The sequence below is a fragment of the Leifsonia aquatica genome, assembly GCF_014190775.1.
GTDB lineage: Bacteria > Actinomycetota > Actinomycetes > Actinomycetales > Microbacteriaceae > Leifsonia > Leifsonia aquatica.
Genome location: NZ_JACHVP010000001.1, coordinates 1,471,990 through 1,488,228 on the forward strand (window position 1 = coordinate 1,471,990; position 16,239 = coordinate 1,488,228).

14 protein-coding genes and 2 tRNA genes are annotated in these 16,239 nt (G+C 70.8%); 8 read left to right on the forward strand and 8 right to left on the reverse strand.

What is annotated here, in order from left to right; all coding sequences use genetic code 11:
* Window positions 1–19: 19 nt before the first annotated feature.
* Window positions 20–92: transfer RNA gene (locus tag FHX33_RS07075), tRNA-Gly, on the reverse strand.
* 179 nt (window positions 93–271) lie between these two features.
* On the opposite strand from FHX33_RS07075, the gene FHX33_RS07080 reads away from it, so the two are divergent.
* Both FHX33_RS07080 and FHX33_RS07085 read left to right on the forward strand, forming a co-directional pair.
* Window positions 272–347, forward strand: a tRNA-Val gene (locus tag FHX33_RS07080).
* 179 nt (window positions 348–526) lie between these two features.
* On the forward strand, window positions 527–1,720 hold the full coding sequence (locus tag FHX33_RS07085) for a MalY/PatB family protein (protein ID WP_183428297.1): 1,194 nt from the start codon (window positions 527–529) through the stop codon (window positions 1,718–1,720).
* A gap of 70 nt (window positions 1,721–1,790) precedes the next feature.
* Here FHX33_RS07085 and FHX33_RS07090 read toward each other — a convergent pair whose 3' ends face one another.
* The 5 genes from FHX33_RS07090 to zapE form a co-directional block, all read right to left on the reverse strand.
* Window positions 1,791–3,086: an O-acetylhomoserine aminocarboxypropyltransferase/cysteine synthase family protein gene (locus tag FHX33_RS07090; RefSeq protein ID WP_021765061.1), complete on the reverse strand. Its 1,296-nt coding sequence runs from the start codon at window positions 3,084–3,086 to the stop codon at window positions 1,791–1,793.
* Between the two features lie 87 nt (window positions 3,087–3,173).
* The gene (locus FHX33_RS07095; RefSeq protein WP_338092005.1) at window positions 3,174–3,689 is read right to left on the reverse strand and encodes a type II toxin-antitoxin system PemK/MazF family toxin; all 516 of its coding nucleotides are present in this window, start codon (window positions 3,687–3,689) and stop codon (window positions 3,174–3,176) included.
* A complete protein-coding gene (locus FHX33_RS07100) occupies window positions 3,595–4,827 on the reverse strand; it encodes an ammonium transporter (RefSeq protein WP_183428298.1) in 1,233 nt (410 codons plus the stop codon). Before FHX33_RS07100 ends, FHX33_RS07095 begins: the two co-directional genes overlap by 95 nt.
* Window positions 4,828–4,952: 125 nt before the next feature.
* Window positions 4,953–6,236: an ammonium transporter gene (locus tag FHX33_RS07105; protein WP_021763281.1), complete on the reverse strand. Its 1,284-nt coding sequence runs from the start codon at window positions 6,234–6,236 to the stop codon at window positions 4,953–4,955.
* Between the two features lie 203 nt (window positions 6,237–6,439).
* Window positions 6,440–7,495, reverse strand: a complete 1,056-nt coding sequence (zapE, locus tag FHX33_RS07110; protein ID WP_021763280.1) for a cell division protein ZapE — start codon at window positions 7,493–7,495, stop codon at window positions 6,440–6,442.
* Window positions 7,496–7,654: 159 nt separating this feature from the next.
* On the opposite strand from zapE, the gene FHX33_RS07115 reads away from it, so the two are divergent.
* Entirely contained in the window at window positions 7,655–8,554 is a 900-nt protein-coding gene (locus FHX33_RS07115; RefSeq protein WP_021763279.1) for a sulfurtransferase, read from the forward strand.
* 9 nt (window positions 8,555–8,563) lie between these two features.
* Window positions 8,564–8,998 carry a SufE family protein gene (locus FHX33_RS07120; protein ID WP_021763278.1) on the forward strand — a complete coding sequence of 145 codons (435 nt, stop codon included), beginning with the start codon at window positions 8,564–8,566 and terminating at the stop codon, window positions 8,996–8,998.
* 19 nt (window positions 8,999–9,017) lie between these two features.
* Here the strand turns inward: FHX33_RS07120 and FHX33_RS07125 are convergent, their stop codons facing one another.
* On the reverse strand, window positions 9,018–10,175 hold the full coding sequence (locus FHX33_RS07125; RefSeq protein WP_248616262.1) for an alpha/beta hydrolase family protein: 1,158 nt from the start codon (window positions 10,173–10,175) through the stop codon (window positions 9,018–9,020).
* 132 nt (window positions 10,176–10,307) lie between these two features.
* Between FHX33_RS07125 and FHX33_RS07130 the strand changes: the two genes are divergently transcribed.
* From FHX33_RS07130 to FHX33_RS07145, 4 genes are all read left to right on the forward strand, one after another.
* Complete coding sequence (locus FHX33_RS07130; protein ID WP_039922435.1) at window positions 10,308–10,904, forward strand: DUF3000 domain-containing protein; 597 nt, start codon at window positions 10,308–10,310, stop codon at window positions 10,902–10,904.
* Window positions 10,897–12,093 carry an HRDC domain-containing protein gene (locus FHX33_RS07135; protein ID WP_183428299.1) on the forward strand — a complete coding sequence of 399 codons (1,197 nt, stop codon included), beginning with the start codon at window positions 10,897–10,899 and terminating at the stop codon, window positions 12,091–12,093. Before FHX33_RS07130 ends, FHX33_RS07135 begins: the two co-directional genes overlap by 8 nt.
* A gap of 72 nt (window positions 12,094–12,165) precedes the next feature.
* The gene (locus FHX33_RS07140; protein ID WP_039923336.1) at window positions 12,166–13,374 is read left to right on the forward strand and encodes a thiolase family protein; all 1,209 of its coding nucleotides are present in this window, start codon (window positions 12,166–12,168) and stop codon (window positions 13,372–13,374) included.
* Between the two features lie 6 nt (window positions 13,375–13,380).
* Window positions 13,381–15,519 (forward strand): 3-hydroxyacyl-CoA dehydrogenase NAD-binding domain-containing protein, encoded by a 2,139-nt coding sequence (locus FHX33_RS07145; protein ID WP_021764478.1) that lies wholly within the window; start codon window positions 13,381–13,383, stop codon window positions 15,517–15,519.
* A 57-nt stretch (window positions 15,520–15,576) separates the two neighbouring features.
* On the opposite strand, the gene FHX33_RS22095 is transcribed toward FHX33_RS07145, so the two are convergent.
* On the reverse strand, window positions 15,577–16,167 hold the full coding sequence (locus FHX33_RS22095; RefSeq protein ID WP_021764477.1) for a TetR/AcrR family transcriptional regulator: 591 nt from the start codon (window positions 16,165–16,167) through the stop codon (window positions 15,577–15,579).
* Between the last annotated feature and the right edge of the window lie 72 nt (window positions 16,168–16,239).

Below are 16,239 nucleotides of genomic sequence, written 5' to 3' on the forward strand. Positions count from 1 at the left end.
AGACTACCGGGCCGACTCGAGCGGATGACGAGATTCGAACTCGCGACCCTCACCTTGGCAAGGTGATGCGCTACCAACTGCGCTACATCCGCATTCCGTTCCGCGGTTTCCCGCGGCACTTGAATGACTTTAGCCGATCCTTTCGCCGAAACCAAAACCGGACACGCCGCCCGGGTGTGTCGCCGCGCCCGGCCCCGCCGATGTGCATTCGGCGCCCCGCGTCGGCTAGTATCGAATCTCGCAGCCGGGTGACCGGCCGCAAAATCCCTACGGGCGATTGGCGCAGTTGGTAGCGCGCTTCCTTCACACGGAAGAGGTCATCGGTTCGAGTCCGGTATCGCCCACCAGATCACGAAAGCCCTCGGTGTGCCGGGGGCTTTTCTATTGCTCCGACGCCTGCTGCGCGCCGGGACGATTGCGACCCGGCGACGCGACGCAGTCGTCCCGGGAGGCGGCACTCGCGGTTTGCTACGCCCCGTGACACCGGCGGTCGCGCGCCGCCGCATCCTGCGGCACCCTGAACTGCATGAGCTTCGGACCGGCACGTCCCCTGGAGCAGCTCTATGCGACCAGGTCGAGTATCAAATGGCGCCGCTACCCGGCGGACGTCCTCCCTGTCTTCGTCGCGGAGATGGACTTCGATGTGGAGCCGGCCGTGCTCGATCGGGTGGCGGAGACGCTCCGTAACTCGGACACCGGCTACCTCGACTCCGCGGGCCCGCTGGCCCCGGCCTTCGCCCGGTTCGCGCACGACTCCTGGGGCTGGCAGGTCGACACCGACTGGGTGCACCTGGCGACCGATGTCACCGTCGGCGTGGTGGAGGCCTTGCGTCTCGCCCTGCCGGAGGCCGGCGGCCGCGTGGTGCTCACTCCCCCGGTCTATCCGCCGTTCTTCGAGATGATCGAGGAGGCGGACGCGATCGCCGTGACCGTGCCTCTGCTCGAGCACGAGGGCTGGGCGCTCGATCTGGCCGGCATCGAGGCGGCCTTCGCCGCCGGCGTGGACGCACTGCTGCTGTGCAACCCGCAGAATCCGACGGGCCGATGTCACAGCCTCGCCGCCCTGGAAGCGCTCGCCCGCCTCGCCGCCGCGTACGACGTCTTCGTCGTCAGCGACGAGGTCCACGCTCCCCTCGCCCACCCGGGCACCGTCTTCACCCCCTTCGCCCCCGTGGCCCGCGCCGCGGGCGCCCGCGCCGTGACCGTGACGTCCGCCAGCAAGGCGTGGAACCTCGCCGGCCTCAAGTGCGCCGTCGTCGTCGCCGCCGAGGAGCGCTCCGCCGCCCTCCTGTCGCTGCTCCCGGAGGAACTCGCCGCGCGCACGAGCATCCTGGGCCTGCACGCCAACGTCGCCGCCCTTTCGTGCCTCGACTGGCGGGACGGCCTCCTGGACCTCCTCGTCGCCAACGTGCGGCTGCTGGAGGCGGAGCTGGCCGTCCACGCGCCGTCGGTCACCGCGATCCGACCGGACGCGGGATACCTCGTCTGGCTCGACTTCCGCGCCACCGGGCTGGGAGATGACCCGGCGCGCGTGCTCATCGACGAGGGCCGCGTCGCCCTCAACTCGGGGCTCGCGTTCGGCGAGCCGGGGCGCGGGTTCGCCCGCCTCAACCTCGCCTGCGACCCGTCGACGGTCGTCGAGGCGGTGCGGCGCATCGCCGCCACGGTGGACGCCCGAGCCGCCCGAGCGTCGGCGCCCGTGCTCGCACGCGCGGTCTGAGCCACGTGGTCTGAACCGCTCGCTCTGAGCCCCGCGACGACCCGCGCGGACGCAGGCGGCAGAAGCCTGCTCAGGCCCCGGCGGCGTCCAACGCGTGCTCGAGGTCGGCAATGAGGTCCCGCGGGCTCTCCAGGCCGATCGAGAGGCGGACGAGCCCGGGCGTGATGCCGGCGGCGGCCCGCTCCTCGGGCGTCAGCTTCGCGTGGATGGTGCTGGCGAGGTGGATGGCGAGGCTGCGCACGTCGCCGATGTGCGTCATCGGGGTGACCAGCTGCAGGGCGTCGATGAACCGGCGTGCCGCATCCCGACCTCCGGCGAGCTCGAACGACACGATCGACCCCGGCCCCTTGGGCAGGTACTTCTGCGCGAGCGCGTGGCCCGGGTCGTCCTCCAGCCCGGGATAGAAGACGTGCGCGACCTCCGGCCGGGTCGCGAGCAGCTCGGCGACGGCCTGCGCGTTGGCGACATGGCGATCCATCCGCATCGAGAGCGTCTCGATGCCGTGCAGCAGCAGGAAGGTGCTCGACGGCGGCACGGTGGGGCCGTACTCGAGCACGATGACGGTGCGCACGTAGGCGAGGTAGGCGCCCGCGCCGAACCGCTCGACGAACGAGGGAACGCCCGGACGCGGCGGCTCCGTCAGCTGCGGGAACCGGTCGGCGTGCGCCGCCCAGTCGAACCGGCCGGCGTCGACCACCGCTCCCCCGAGCACTGCGCCGTGCCCGGCCAGCCACTTGGAGGTCGAATGGATGACGATGTCGGCGCCGTCCTCGATGGGCCGCCACAGGTACGGGGTCGGGACGGTGTTGTCCACGACGAGCGGGACGCCGGCGGCGTGCGCGATCCGCGCCAGCCGCTCGATGTCGACGACCTGGTTGAGCGGGTTCGGCAGCGTCTCCGTGTAGACCGCGCGGGTCGAGGGCCGCACGTGCGCCGCCCAGTCCTCGTCCGACGCGTCGTCGTCGACGTACTCGAACTCGATGCCCTGGCGGGCGAGCACGCCCCGGAACATCTCACGTGTGCCCTCGTAGAGCGAGCGCGTCACCAGGATGTGGTCGCCCGCGGCAGCCAGCGCGGTGAGCGCCGCGGCGATCGCCGCCTGCCCGCTGGCGACGACGATCCCGTCGACACCGCCCTCCAGATCGGCGATGCGGCGCCCGGCGACGGCGTTGGTCGGGTTCTCGTTGCGGGAGTACGCCCGGTAGGCGCTCCGTCCGGCGAAGCGCGCCTCGCCGTCGTCGAAGTCGTCGAAGACGTATCCGGCGGTCTGGTAGATCGGCGTGACGCGGGAGCGGGTCTCGGCGTCGATCACCGCTCCCGCGTGGATCTGGCGCGTCTCGAAGTCCCAGGTACAGTCCTCTGGCATGCGGCCACACTAGTGTCCGCATCGCGGCACGGCACGTCCGCGGTTCACAGTGCGAAACACGGCGACCGACGCGGTCGGAGGAGCCGCTCAGCGCCAGCCGTAGCGACGGCGGAGCTCCGCGCGGACCGCGTCGAAGGGTGCGCGGCCGAGCGCGGCGGCCTCCCGGCGCATCCCTCCCTGCCGCAGGCGGTACACCCGGTCGACGCGGGCGTAGCTCGGCCGGTGCTGCCCGTCCCACGCCCCCGACCCCACCGGCACGTACTCCGGGCGCCCCGGGTGCTCCTGGCTCGTCAGGGCGACCGCGAGGACGCTCCCGCCGGTCTCCGCCGCCACGACGAGCACCGGTCGATCCTTGCCGCGGCCGTCCGCCTCCTCGTACGGCACCCAGGTCCAGACGATCTCCCCGGGGTCGGCGTCCCCGTCGGTGCTCGGCACGTACGACGTGCGGATGGCGCCGAGGCGTCGCGGGTCGACCTGCACGGTCGCCGACGCACCCGCGCGGCCCGGCTCAGTGCCCGGAGTGCTCGGGGCCGGTGGGGTGGTCCGCGCGCTCGGGCGGAACAGCCGGCCGAGCGCGGTCAGGAATCGTCGAGGGGAAGCCACGTTCGGCACGATAGCGGACGCGGGTCAGCCCGATCGTGAACCGGAGCAGCAGCGCGAGGAGCAGGGAGATCACGAAAGAGTAGACGAGCACGGCGATCGTGGCGACGCCCTGCGCGATGAAGAGGTCGAAGTTGCCGCTCTCGACCATCCCGCCGCCGGCCCCGAAGAGGCCGACGAAGAGCAGCCCGACGCCGCTGCCGACGATCACGATGACGCAGAGCGCGAGCGCCGGGCCGAACCGTGCGCGCGCCGCGACGTCCACCATGGTGGCGCAGGCCAAGGCCGCGAGCGCGCCGAGCAGCAGCGCCCAGCCGATCGTCAGCACACCCGAGGCCGGGGTGATCGCCACGAGGCCGGAGAACGCGCCGCAGAAGACGCTGACGAGGGTCGGCCGGCGCAGCAGGATGCGGTCGACGAGCATCCACATCAGGCAGCCGGCGGCGGACGCCACGAACGCGTTGATCGCGATCGGGGCGATGTACTGGTCCACAGCGCCCTCGGAGCCCGTGACGAGCCCGAGCCAGCCGACCCAGACGAGGGTCCCCCCGATGGCGACGACCGGGAGGCTCCTCCCGGTCTCCGCGGAGTGCTCGCCACGACCGCACGCGACGATGACCCCGGCGGCCGACGCCCCGGCCGCGAGCCCGATGGGGAGCGCGCCTCCGTAGTCGACGACGCCGAGGAGCGACACCGCCCAGCCGTCGCCGAGCGCGAACACCGCATACCCCGCCGGGAACAGCACCAGCACGCTCCACAGCACGCAGAAGATCAGCCACGCCCGCAGCGTGATCCGGGAGGCGACGGCGGCGCCCACGATGGCCACGGCCACCGTGCAGGTCGCGATGAGCGCCCCGGCGCGCGCGAGTGCGTAGACGCCGTGCTGCGCGGCCAGGCCGGGGTCGGGGACGCCGACCAGGTGCGGGACGAGCGGCTCCCCCGCCAGCATCCCGTACCCGCCGAGCACGCAGAGGATCACGACGACGGCCGCGCCGCTGAACACGAACAACAGCGCGCGGCGCGCCCGGGCCCGGCCCGCGAGACCGCCGACGAAGAAGGCCAGCCCGGGAACGATCAGCAGGGTGAGGGCGCCGCAGAAGAACAGCAGCAGTGCGTCCACCTGCTCACTCGTCGCCGCCATCCCGCCCCTTCGCTTCGAAATGCCAGCATCACCTTATCCAGCCGCGCACACCTCCGGAGACGCCGAACGGGGCGCCGCCCGCAGGCGGCACCCCGTTCGGTGTGCTGTGGTGCCGGTCCGGCAGGTCAGACCGTCTCGAGCGAGTAGCCCTCTTCACCGTGGACCACGGTGTCGACGCCGGCCAGCTCGTCCTCGTTCTTGATCCGGAACCCGATCGTCTTCTGGATCGCCCAGCCGATGGCGTAGGCCAGGACGAAGGAGTAGATCAGGACGGCGAAGGCGCCGACGGCCTGCACTCCCAGCTGCTGGAAGCTGCCGCCGTACAGGAGGCTGGAGAACTTGTCCGTCGCCTCGCCCTTGTCGTTGTAGACGTGGGTGAAGCCGAAGATGCCGATCCAGAGGGTTCCGACGAGACCGCCGATGAGGTGGATGCCCACCACGTCGAGCGAGTCGTCGAAGCCGAGCTTGAACTTGAGGTCGATCGCGAGGGCGCAGACCGCACCGGCGACCAGGCCGAGGAGGATCGCGAAGCCCGGGGTCAGGATGTTGCAGGCGGGGGTGATCGCGACGAGACCCGCGACGGCACCGGATGCGGCGCCGATCGAGGTGGGCTTGCCGTCCTTGATCTTCTCGACGATCAGCCAGCCGATGGTGGCGGCGGCGGGAGCGGCGAGGGTGTTGACCCAGGCGAGGGCGGCGACACCGTCGACAGCAGCCTCGGAACCGGCGTTGAAGCCGAACCAGCCGAACCACAGGAGCGCGGCGCCGAGGAGCGTCAGCGGCACGTTGTGCGGCTTGCTCATGCCCTTCTGGAACCCGACGCGCTTGCCGAGCACGAGCGCCAGGGCCAGGCCCGCCGCACCGGCGTTGATGTGCACCGCGGTGCCACCGGCGAAGTCGTTGACGTGCAGCACGGCCGGAGCCCAGCCGTCCGCCAGGTTGAACACCCAGTACGCGACCGGGAAGTAGACGATGGTCACCCAGATGCCGGCGAAGATCATCCACGAGCCGAACTTGGCCCGGTCGGCGATCGCGCCGGAGATCAGCGCGACGGTGATGATGGCGAACGTCGCCTGGAACCCGGCGAACGCCAGGGTGCCGAGGTCGGGGGTGAGGCCGTCCTTGCCCATCAGGCTGCTCAGGAACCAGTCGGGGGTTCCGAGGAAGTGAGGGATGGAGGCGGGGCCGAAGGCGAGGCCGTACCCGTAGACGACCCAGAGGACGCCGACGAGGGCCATCGCCCCGAAGCTCATCATCATCATGCTGATGACGCTCTTGGCCCGGACCATGCCGCCGTAGAAGAAGGCGACGCCGGGGGTCATCAGCAGGACGAGGGCTGCGGCGACCAGAAGCCAGAGGGCGTTGACCGTCCCTGCTTCTGCGTAGTCCGCTGCTGTGTGGAGCACCATGCGAATTGTCTACCTCTCTGTGCGTAACCCCGGGCCTGGGCCGCTCCGATCGGGTCGGGAGCGCTTCGGGGTGGAGCCAGTCTGAACGCGAGAGGTTTCGGTGGGAGGCAGCGCGTGTTTCGCGATTGTTACGCATCCCACGCGTGTGTAAACACTGTGTTTCCGCCGGGTACCGATGTGCTGGGCGGCAGGTGCGAGTGCGCCTAGGCGTCGTGCGGAGGCAGTTCGCCGGCCGTCAGCGCGATCATGCGGGACACCGAGCGGAGGTACTTCTTGCGGTAGCCGCCGCCGAGCATGTCGTCGTCGAAGATGTCGTTCAGCGGGATGCCGGTCTGCACGATCGGGATCTCGGCGTCGTACACGCGGTCGATGAACGCGACGAGGCGCAGGGCCGCCATCTGGTCGTGCAGCACGTGCACGCCGTCGAGTCCGATGACGTCCACGCCGTCGATGATCTTGATGTAGCGGGACGGGTGGACGGTCGCCAGGTGGGCGATGAGGTCGTCGAAGGAGTCGGAGGTCGCCGTCTCGCCCCGTGCGGCGAGCGCCTCCAGCACGCGGGTGTACTCCGCGGGCTCGACGGTGATCGCGCTGCCCGTGGTGTCGCGGCGGCGGTAGTCGAGCCCGTCGATCCGCAGGGTCTCGAAGTTGGCGGAGAGCGACTGGATCTCGCGGAGGAAGTCGCTCGCGGCGAAACGGCCCTCGCCGAGCGCGTTCGGCGGGGTGTTGCTGGTGGCGGCGATGCGGGTGCCGGAGGCGACGAGCTCGCCGAGCATCCTGGTCATCATCATCGTGTCACCCGGGTCGTCGAGCTCGAACTCGTCGATGCAGATGAGGGTGGAGCCGCGCAGGAGGTCGACCGCGCCCGCGTAGCCGAGGGCGCCGACGAGGGCGGTGTACTCGATGAAGGTGCCGAAGTACTTCGGTCCGGGCGCTTCGTGCCAGAGGGCGGCGAGGAGGTGGGTCTTGCCGACGCCGAACCCGCCGTCGAGGTAGACGCCCGGCTTCATGGCCGCGACCTTCTTGCGGTTGCGGCTGAACAGGCCGGCCGGGCGCTGCGGCTCCCACGACTTCACGAACAGCTTGAGCGTCGAGACCGCGTCCGCCTGCGACGGGTAGTCGTGGTCGGGGCGGTAGTTGTCGAAGGAGGCGCGCTCGAACTGCGACGGCGGCACCAGGCTCGCGGCGATCTCCGTCCCGGTGATCTGGGGCGAGCGGTCCGCGAGGCGCGGCAGCGCGCCGGTCTGATCGAGGGTCATGACGGGAGAGGCACCTTCGTGGTCGGGAGCGGAGCGAGTGGATGTCGCAGTGTTTCGCTCTGCGCGCGATCGCCTGTTCGGGTCGTTCCGCGCCGCGTAGCCTGAGACTGCGTTCCCTGCTAGTCGCAGGGTCCCAGCCTATCCCGGAGGAAGAACAGCATGGCCATCGAGACCGACCCGTCGACCGACTTCGCCGACTACGCCCACCCGGAGCGCCTCGTCTCCACCGGGTGGCTGGCGGAACACTTGGGCGAACCGGGGCTGGTCGCGGTGGAGTCGGATGAGGATGTGCTCCTCTACGAGACCGGCCACATCCCCGGTGCCGTCAAGATCGACTGGCACACCGACCTCAACGACCCCGTGGTCCGCGACTACGTCAGCGGCGAGCGCTTCGCCGAGCTGCTCGGCTCCAAGGGCATCGCCCGCGACACCACGGTCGTGATCTACGGCGACAAGAACAACTGGTGGGCGGCGTACGCGCTGTGGGTGTTCACCCTGTTCGGCCACGAGGACGTCCGCCTGCTCGACGGCGGCCGCGACAAGTGGATCGCCGAGGGGCGCGAGCTGACCCGTGAGGTCCCGACTCCGGAGCCGGTGGAATATCCGGTCGTGGAGCGCGACGACAGCCGCGTCCGCGCCTTCAAGGAGGACGTTCTCGCGCACTTCGGGCAGCCGCTCATCGACGTCCGCTCCCCCGAGGAGTACAGCGGCGAGCGCACCGAGATCCCGGGCTACCCGACCGAGGGCGCGCTGCGGTCGGGTCACATCCCGTCGGCGGCGTCCGTGCCGTGGGCCCGTGCCGCCGCACCGGACGCGACGTTCAAGCGCCGTGCGGACCTGGAGTCGATCTATCTGGGCGACGCCGGGCTGAAGGCCGGGGACGACGTGATCGCGTACTGCCGCATCGGCGAGCGGTCGAGCCACACCTGGTTCGTGCTCACCCACCTGCTCGGTTTCGAGAACGTGCGCAACTACGACGGCTCGTGGACCGAGTGGGGCTCCGCCGTGCGGGTGCCGATCGCGACCGGCGCCGAGCCGGGCGAGGTCCCGGCGAAGTAGCCTGGACGCATGACCGAACTGACCGGCGTCCTGGCCGAGATCCGCGACGACTTCCTGGCGCTGGAGCAGCCCGACCGGCTGCAGCTGCTGCTGGAGTTCTCGGACGAGCTCCCCGCCCTGCCGGAGCGCTACGCGGATCACCCCGACCTGCTCGAGCGGGTCGAGGAGTGCCAGGCGCCGGTCTTCATCTTCGTGGAGGTCGACGAGGCGAACGTCGTGCACCTGTTCGCCACCGCCCCGCCCGAGGCGCCCACGACGCGGGGCTTCGCGTCCATCCTGGTGCAGGGTCTGGCCGGTCTCACGGCCGACGAGGTGCTCGCCGTGCCGGACGACTTCCCGGGGACGCTGGGACTGACGCAGGCGGTCTCGCCGCTGCGCATCCGCGGGATGTCCGCGCTGCTCGGCCGCACCAAGCGCCAGGTGCGGGCGAAGCTGGCCGCCTAGTCCCCCGCGCGGGTCGCGCTCAGCGGATGGTGGCCGCGAGCCAGTCGGAGATCGCGCTGCTCCACTTCTGCTCGTCGTAGTTCCACAGCTTGGTGTGGAGCGCGACGGTGAACGGCACCAGCGTGACGATGTCGCTCCTGGCCTCCGCGAGCGCTCGCGACGAGGTGGACGGCACGAAGCCGTCGTCGTCGCTGTGCAGGATCAGCGTCGGCAGCGTGAGGTCGGTCGCGCGCGCGACGAAGTCCATGCTGGCGAGGTCGATCGGGGCGCCCTGACCGGTGATCGGCCCGCTCCAGGTGGACTCGATGAGCCGGATGGCGCCCTGCGCGATCGGGTCGGGCAGGCGCAGGAGGTGCGCCTGGTACTCGAGGGTGTCGACCCAGTCGATCACCGGGGACTCGAGGACGAGACCGGCGACGACGTCCGCCTTGTCCGAGCGGGTGATCGTCTGCAGCACGACGGCGCCGCCCATCGACCAGCCCATGAGCACGACCGAGCGGGCGCCGTTCGCGATCGCGTAGCCGAGCGCGGCGTCGATGTCGTGCCATTCGGTTCCGCCGAGACCGTAGCGGCGGTCCGCACTGTCGGGGGCGTCCCCGTCGTTGCGGTAGGAGGCGAGGAGGCAGGTGTAGCCGGCGTCGTGGAAGGTCTGCACGGCGCGGAGGCCCTCCAGGCGGCTCGCGCCCCAGCCGTGCACCTGGATCACCCAGCGACCGTCGCCCGCCGCGGCGTCGTCGGCCGGGAACACCCACGCCGGAGCCTGTCCGAGCTCGGTCGGGATCTCGACGCTCGTGACGGGCAGGCCGAGCTCCTCGGGCTGCAGATACCAGGAGCCGCTGATGCGTGCGCGGCCCGGCTTCAGCTCGCCGAACTCGACGCGCTCGAGCTCGCGGGTGACGGTCTCGTCGTCGACGGCGAGCAGTCCGCCCACCTTGGCGTACCCGGTCTCGCTGCCGAACCAGACGCCGAACCGGCCCGGCATCCGGGCGTCCGGCGTGGAGGCCATCGTGATGGTGCCGAGCGCGGGATCGATCGCCCGGATGGTCTGGTTCTGCGGGCGCCGGCGCACCGGCGCGAGGACGGTCCGCGCCACCCGGGTGATGACGTAGCCCGCTCCGGCCGCGGTGAGGAGCACCAGCCCGCCGCCGGCGACCGCCGTCACAGCGAGCGCCTTCACGAATCCTCTTGCCCTCTTGTCCCGCGCCATGCCCGTCAGCGTACCCGGCGTCGCCCGGAGGACACCCTCAGGAGTTCTTCAGGCGGCGTGCCTTACCGTCGCCGACCCGCAAAGGCTTCTAGTGTTCGTAGCGTGTCGACTCCACCCGCCACCCCGCACGTGCCGGCCGCGTTCGCCGCTGCCCTCGCGTCCGTCCGTGCCGCTCCGGCCCGTCCGGAGCTCACGGTCACCGAGATCCCCGCGCCCGCTCAGCTCGCGCCCTACGCGGTCGCACTGGCCGCCGACGTGCGCCCCGCACGGCACGGGGACGACTCCGAGCTCGGCACCGGCCGGTTCATCCTGCTCTACGACCCCGACGAGCCGGAGGCCTGGGGCGGCCCGTTCCGCATCGTGTGCTTCGCGCAGGCCCCGCTGGAGACCGACATCGGGCTCGACCCGTTCCTGGCCGACGTGACCTGGTCGTGGCTGGTCGATGCGCTCGACGCGCGGCAGGCCCGCTACACGGCCGCCAGCGGCACCGCCACCAAGATCATCAGCACGGGCTTCGGCGAGCTGGCCGCCCAGGGCGACGGGTCGCAGATCGAGCTGCGCGCCTCCTGGAGCCCGCAGGAGACCGACATCACCGCGCACGTGGAGGGCTGGGGCGAGCTGCTCTGCATGCTGGCCGGGCTGCCTCCCACCGGCGAGGGCGTGAGCCTCCTCACGACGAGACGGAGTCCGCGTGGCTGACCGTTCCGTGATCGACACCCGCTCCGGTTACCTGGAGGCTGTCGAGCTCATCGCCGCGGGCACCGGCCCGATCGCCGTCGACGCCGAGCGCGCCAGCGGCTTCCGATACTCTCAGCGTGCCTATCTGATCCAGGTGTTCCGGCGCGGCTCCGGCACGTTCCTGTTCGACCCGCCGGCCGTCGGCCGCTTCGACGAGCTGAACACCGCGATCGCCGACGAGGAGTGGGTGCTGCACGCGGCGACCCAGGACCTGACCTGCCTGCGCGAGGTCGGCCTAGACCCGTCCCGGATCTTCGACACTGAGCTGGCCGCCCGACTGCTCGGGATGCCGCGCGTCGGCCTCGGGACGGTCGTGGAGGAGCTGCTCGGCGTGCACCTCGCCAAGGAGCACAGCGCCGCCGACTGGTCGACCCGGCCGCTCCCCCAGCCCTGGCTGGTCTACGCCGCACTCGACGTCGAGCTGCTGCCCGACCTCCGGGACGCGATCGCCGCGCTCCTGGACGAGGCCGGCAAGACGGAGATCGCCCAGCAGGAGTTCGCCTCCGAGCTGACCCGCGAACTGACCGTGGTGCGCAGCGAGCCGTGGCGCCGCCTCTCGGGCATCCACTCGATCCGCGGCCTGCGCAACCTCGCCGTGGCGCGGGAGCTGTGGCTGAGCCGCGACGCGCTGGCCCGCGAACTCGACACGGCGCCCGGCCGGCTCGTGCCGGACTCGGCGCTCACGGCCGCGGCGAAGGCGCTGCCGGACAACAAGCGCGCCCTCGCCGCCCTGCGGGAGTTCACGGGCCGTGCCAGCCGCACCGAGCTGGACCGCTGGTGGGGTGCGATCGAGGCCGGGCGCACCACGGAGGACCTCCCCGTGCTGCGCGGCAACGGCGACACGCTTCCTCCTCCCCGCGCGTGGGCGGACCGCAACCCGGAGGCCGACGGCCGCCTGAAGGCCGCACGCGCGGCACTCACGGCGCTGTCGGAGGAGCGGAGCATCCCCCTCGAGAACCTGCTGACGCCCGAGACGCTCCGGCGCGTGGCCTGGACGCCGCCCGCAGAGATCACGGCCGCATCGATCGCGGAGGCACTGGAGGCGCACGGCGCCCGCCCCTGGCAGATTGAGGCAACCTCACAGATGATCGCCGATGCCTTTGTCGAAAGTAGCCAAACGCCCGCCGAGACGCCCGAGACGGATTCGTAGAAAGAATCAAACGATTCCCGTCCGCCCAGACAGCCTCCGTAGGATCGATGCGGACCTGAAATGGGAGGCACTGTGGCCGAAAGAACCGAAGTCGTTTTCGTCGACGGAGTCCGGACTCCGTTCGGACGGGCCGGCGAAAAAGGGCAGTACTGGAACACCCGGGCGGACGACCTGGTCGTGAAGGCGATCATCGGCCTGCTCGAGCGCAATCCGAACGTGCCCAAGGACCGCATCGACGACGTGGCGATCGCCGCGACGACCCAGCAGGGCGACCAGGGCCTGACCCTCGGCCGCACGGCGGCGCTGCTCGCCGGGCTGCCGAAGTCCGTCCCCGGCTTCGCCATCGACCGGATGTGCGCGGGCGCGATGACCAGTGTCACGACGCTCGGCTCGGGCATCGCGTTCGGTGCGTACGACCTCGCGATCGCGGGCGGCGTGGAGCACATGGGCCGTCACCCGATGGGCTTCGGTGCCGACCCGAACCCGCGCTTCCTCACCGAGCGCCTGGTCGGCGAGGACGCCCTCAACATGGGCAGCACCGCCGAGCGCATCCACGACCGCTTCCCCGCTCTCACCAAGGAGCGCTCCGACCGCTTCGCGATGCGCAGCCAGCAGAAGACCGCCGCTGCCTACGAGAACGGCAAGCTGCAGCCGGACCTCGTCCCGGTCGCCATCCGCTCCGAGTCGGGCTGGGGACTCGCCACCCGCGACGAGGGCATGCGCCCCGAGACGAACATGGAGTCGCTCGCGACCCTCCGCACGCCGTTCCGGCCGCACGGCCGCGTCTCGGCGGGCAACTCGTCCCCGCTGACCGACGGCGCGACCGCGAGCCTGCTCGCCTCCGCCGACGCGGTGAAGGAGTTCGGCCTCACCCCGAAGATGCGCATGGTGAGCTTCGCCTTCGCCGGCGTCGAGCCGGAGATCATGGGCCTCGGCCCGGTCCCCTCGACCGAGAAGGCGCTCCGCAAGGCCGGCCTGTCGATCGACGACATCGGCCTGTTCGAGCTCAACGAGGCGTTCGCCATCCAGGTGCTCTCGTTCCTCGACCACTTCGGCATCGACGACGACGACCCGCGCGTCAACAAGTGGGGCGGCGCGATCGCGATCGGCCACCCGCTCGCCGCCAGCGGCGTCCGCCTGATGATCCAGCTCGCCCGCCAGTTCGAGGAGCACCCGGAGGTCCGCTACGGCGTGACCGCCATGTGCGTCGGCCTCGGCCAGGGCGGCACGGTCATCTGGGAGAACCCCAACTTCGACAAGCGCGCTGCACGGAAGGCCTGAGAACGAGTGACCGACTACACCACGATCGACTTCTCCCCGCTCGTCGACCTCTCCTCCGACGAGGTCGTGACCCACTCCCTCGTGAAGGACGTGCCGCTGCCCAGCGGCAAGACCCTCGCGCTGGTCACGCTCGACAACGGGCGTGACCACACGCGGCCGAACACGATGGGGCCCGCCACGCTCCTCGAGCTCGGGAAGACCTTCGACGCACTGACCGAGCGGGCCAAGCGCGGCGAGATCGACGCCGTCGCCGTCACCGGCAAGCCGTTCATCCTCGCCGCCGGGGCCGACCTCAGCCGGGTCGGCGACATCCCGAGCGTCGAGGTGGCGAAGCTGCTCCCCCAGCTCGGCCACTACGTGCTCGGCAAGCAGGCGACGTTCGGCGTGCCGTCCTTCGTCTTCACGAACGGCCTGGCGCTCGGCGGCGGCGTGGAGATCGGCCTCAACGCCGACTACCGCACCATCGACCGCAACGCCGCCGCGTTCGCCCTGCCCGAGGTCTTCCTGGGCCTCATCCCGGGCTGGGGCGGCGCGACCATCCTCCCGAACCTCATCGGCATCGAGAACGCCCTCAAGGTGATCATCGAGAATCCGCTGAAGCAGAACCGGATGCTGAAGCCGCAGGAGGTCTTCGACCTCGGCATCGCCGACGCCATCTTCGACTCGGCGAACTTCCTCGAGGACTCGCTGGTCTGGGCCGACAAGGTGCTCACCGGCCAGGTCGAGGTCAAGCGGCCCAACGTGCCGGGCAAGGTCGAGCGCATGGTCAAGTGGGATGCCGCCCTCGGCATCGCGCGCAAGATGCTCGAGAGCCGGATCGGCACCGTCCCGAAGTCGCCGTACAAGGCGCTCGAGCTGCTGAAGGCCGCCAAGTCGAACGACCGCGCCGCCGGCTTCCAGCTCGAGGACGACGCACTGGCCGAACTCATCTCGGGCGACCAGTTCCAGGCCAGCATCTACGCGTTCAACCTCGTGCAGAAGCGGGCCAAGCGTCCCGCCGGCGCCCCGGACAAGAAGCTCGCGAAGAAGGTCACCAAGATCGGCGTCATCGGCGCCGGCTACATGGCCAGCCAGTTCGCCCTCCTGTTCGTCCGCCGGCTGCGAGTCCCGGTCGTCATCACCGACCTCGACCAGGCGCACGTCGACAAGGGCGTGGCGTACATCCACGACGAGATCGGCAAGCTCCAGGAGAAGGGCCGCATCTCCCCCGACGAGGCCAACCGGCTGCGCGCGCTCGTCACCGGCACGACGGACAAGGCGGACTTCGCGGACTGCGACTGGGTCATCGAAGCCGTCTTCGAGGAGCTCACGGTCAAGCAGAACGTGTTCGAGGAGGTCGAGCAGTACCTCTCCGACGAGGCGGTCATCGCGACCAACACGTCCTCGCTCTCGGTCGAGCAGATCGGCGCGAAGCTGAAGCATCCGGAGCGCCTGGTCGGGTTCCACTTCTTCACGCCGGTCGCGGTCATGCCGCTGATCGAGGTCGTCAAGACCCCGCACACCGACGAGGCCACCCTCTCCACCGCGATGGTGACCGCCGCCGCGCTGAAGAAGAACGCGGTCATCACCGCCGACACCCCCGGGTTCGTCGTCAACCGCATCCTGGCGAAGGTCCTCGGCGAGGCGATGCACGCCGTCGACGACGGCACCTCGTTCGAGACGGTCGACGAGGCGTTCGCGCCGCTCGGCCTCCCGATGCCGCCGTCGGCCCTGCTCGACCTGGTCGGGCTCAAGGTCGGCGCGCACGTGCTCGACACCCACCACGCCGCGTTCCCGGAGCGGTTCTACCGCAGCGAGAACCTCCACAAGCTCGCCGAATACGGCACGCTGCTGGAGAAGGACGGCAAGGGCCGGATCAAGGGTCTCGACAAGGGCGCGGCCAAGATCATCGCCGGCGGCACGAACCCCTGGACGAAGGACGAGATCCTCCGTCGCCTGGAGGACGGCCTCGCGGACGAGATCCACCGCATGCTGATCGACGACCACGTGGTCGAGGCGCCGGAGGACATCGACCTCTGCATGATCCTGGGGGCGGGTTTCCCGTTCCAGATGGGCGGCATCACGCCGTACCTGGATCGTGTGGGCGCCTCTGAGCGTGTCTTCGGCGACACGTTCCAGCACCCGCCCGTGAAGGGCGTCGCCTGAGCCCCGGGCTCGGACGGACCTGATCGAACGCCCCGCTCGCCGCGAGCGGGGCGTTCGTCACGTCAGGACCAGATCGAGGTAGGCGCGCAGGGTGGTCGCCGCGTCGATGCTCCCCGGCGTGTACAGCCACTGCAGCTGGATGCCCTCCCACAGCGCCACGATGGTCGCCGCGGCGATCTCCGGGTCCACGCCGTCGCGCAGCCGCCCGGCGTCGCGGAGCGCGGCGAGTTCGGCCGCGTACGCCGCGCGCAGCTCGTCGTAGCGTCCGACGAAGTAGTCGCGCCCCGGGTGATCGGCGGTGACCGCCTCGGCCGAGAGCACGCTGTACAGCGCGATCAGGCCCGGGATGGCGGTGTTGCGCTTCGCCTGGTCGACGATCTGGTCGGCGAAGGAGCCGCCGGCGGCAGGGTCGCCCTCGCCGGCGCCCAGTTCGTCGCGGCGGGCGAGCACGGCGACCAGCAGGTCGTCCTTGCTCTCGAAGTGGTACTGGAGGCTGCCGAGGCTGATGCCGGCCGCGGCGGCGATCTCACGCAGGGAGCTGCCGTGGTAGCCGCGGGTCGCGAACAGGCGATACGCCTCGTCGACGATCTGCTCGCGGCGTTCGGCCGTCTTCGCGTACGGTCCGCGCCGGGTGCTCGCGTCGCCCACGTCCCCTCCTTCGGGTCGGCCCACCTCAAATTAGGTCAAGTGCATTACTTTCGACTAGCGTCGATCCTACCG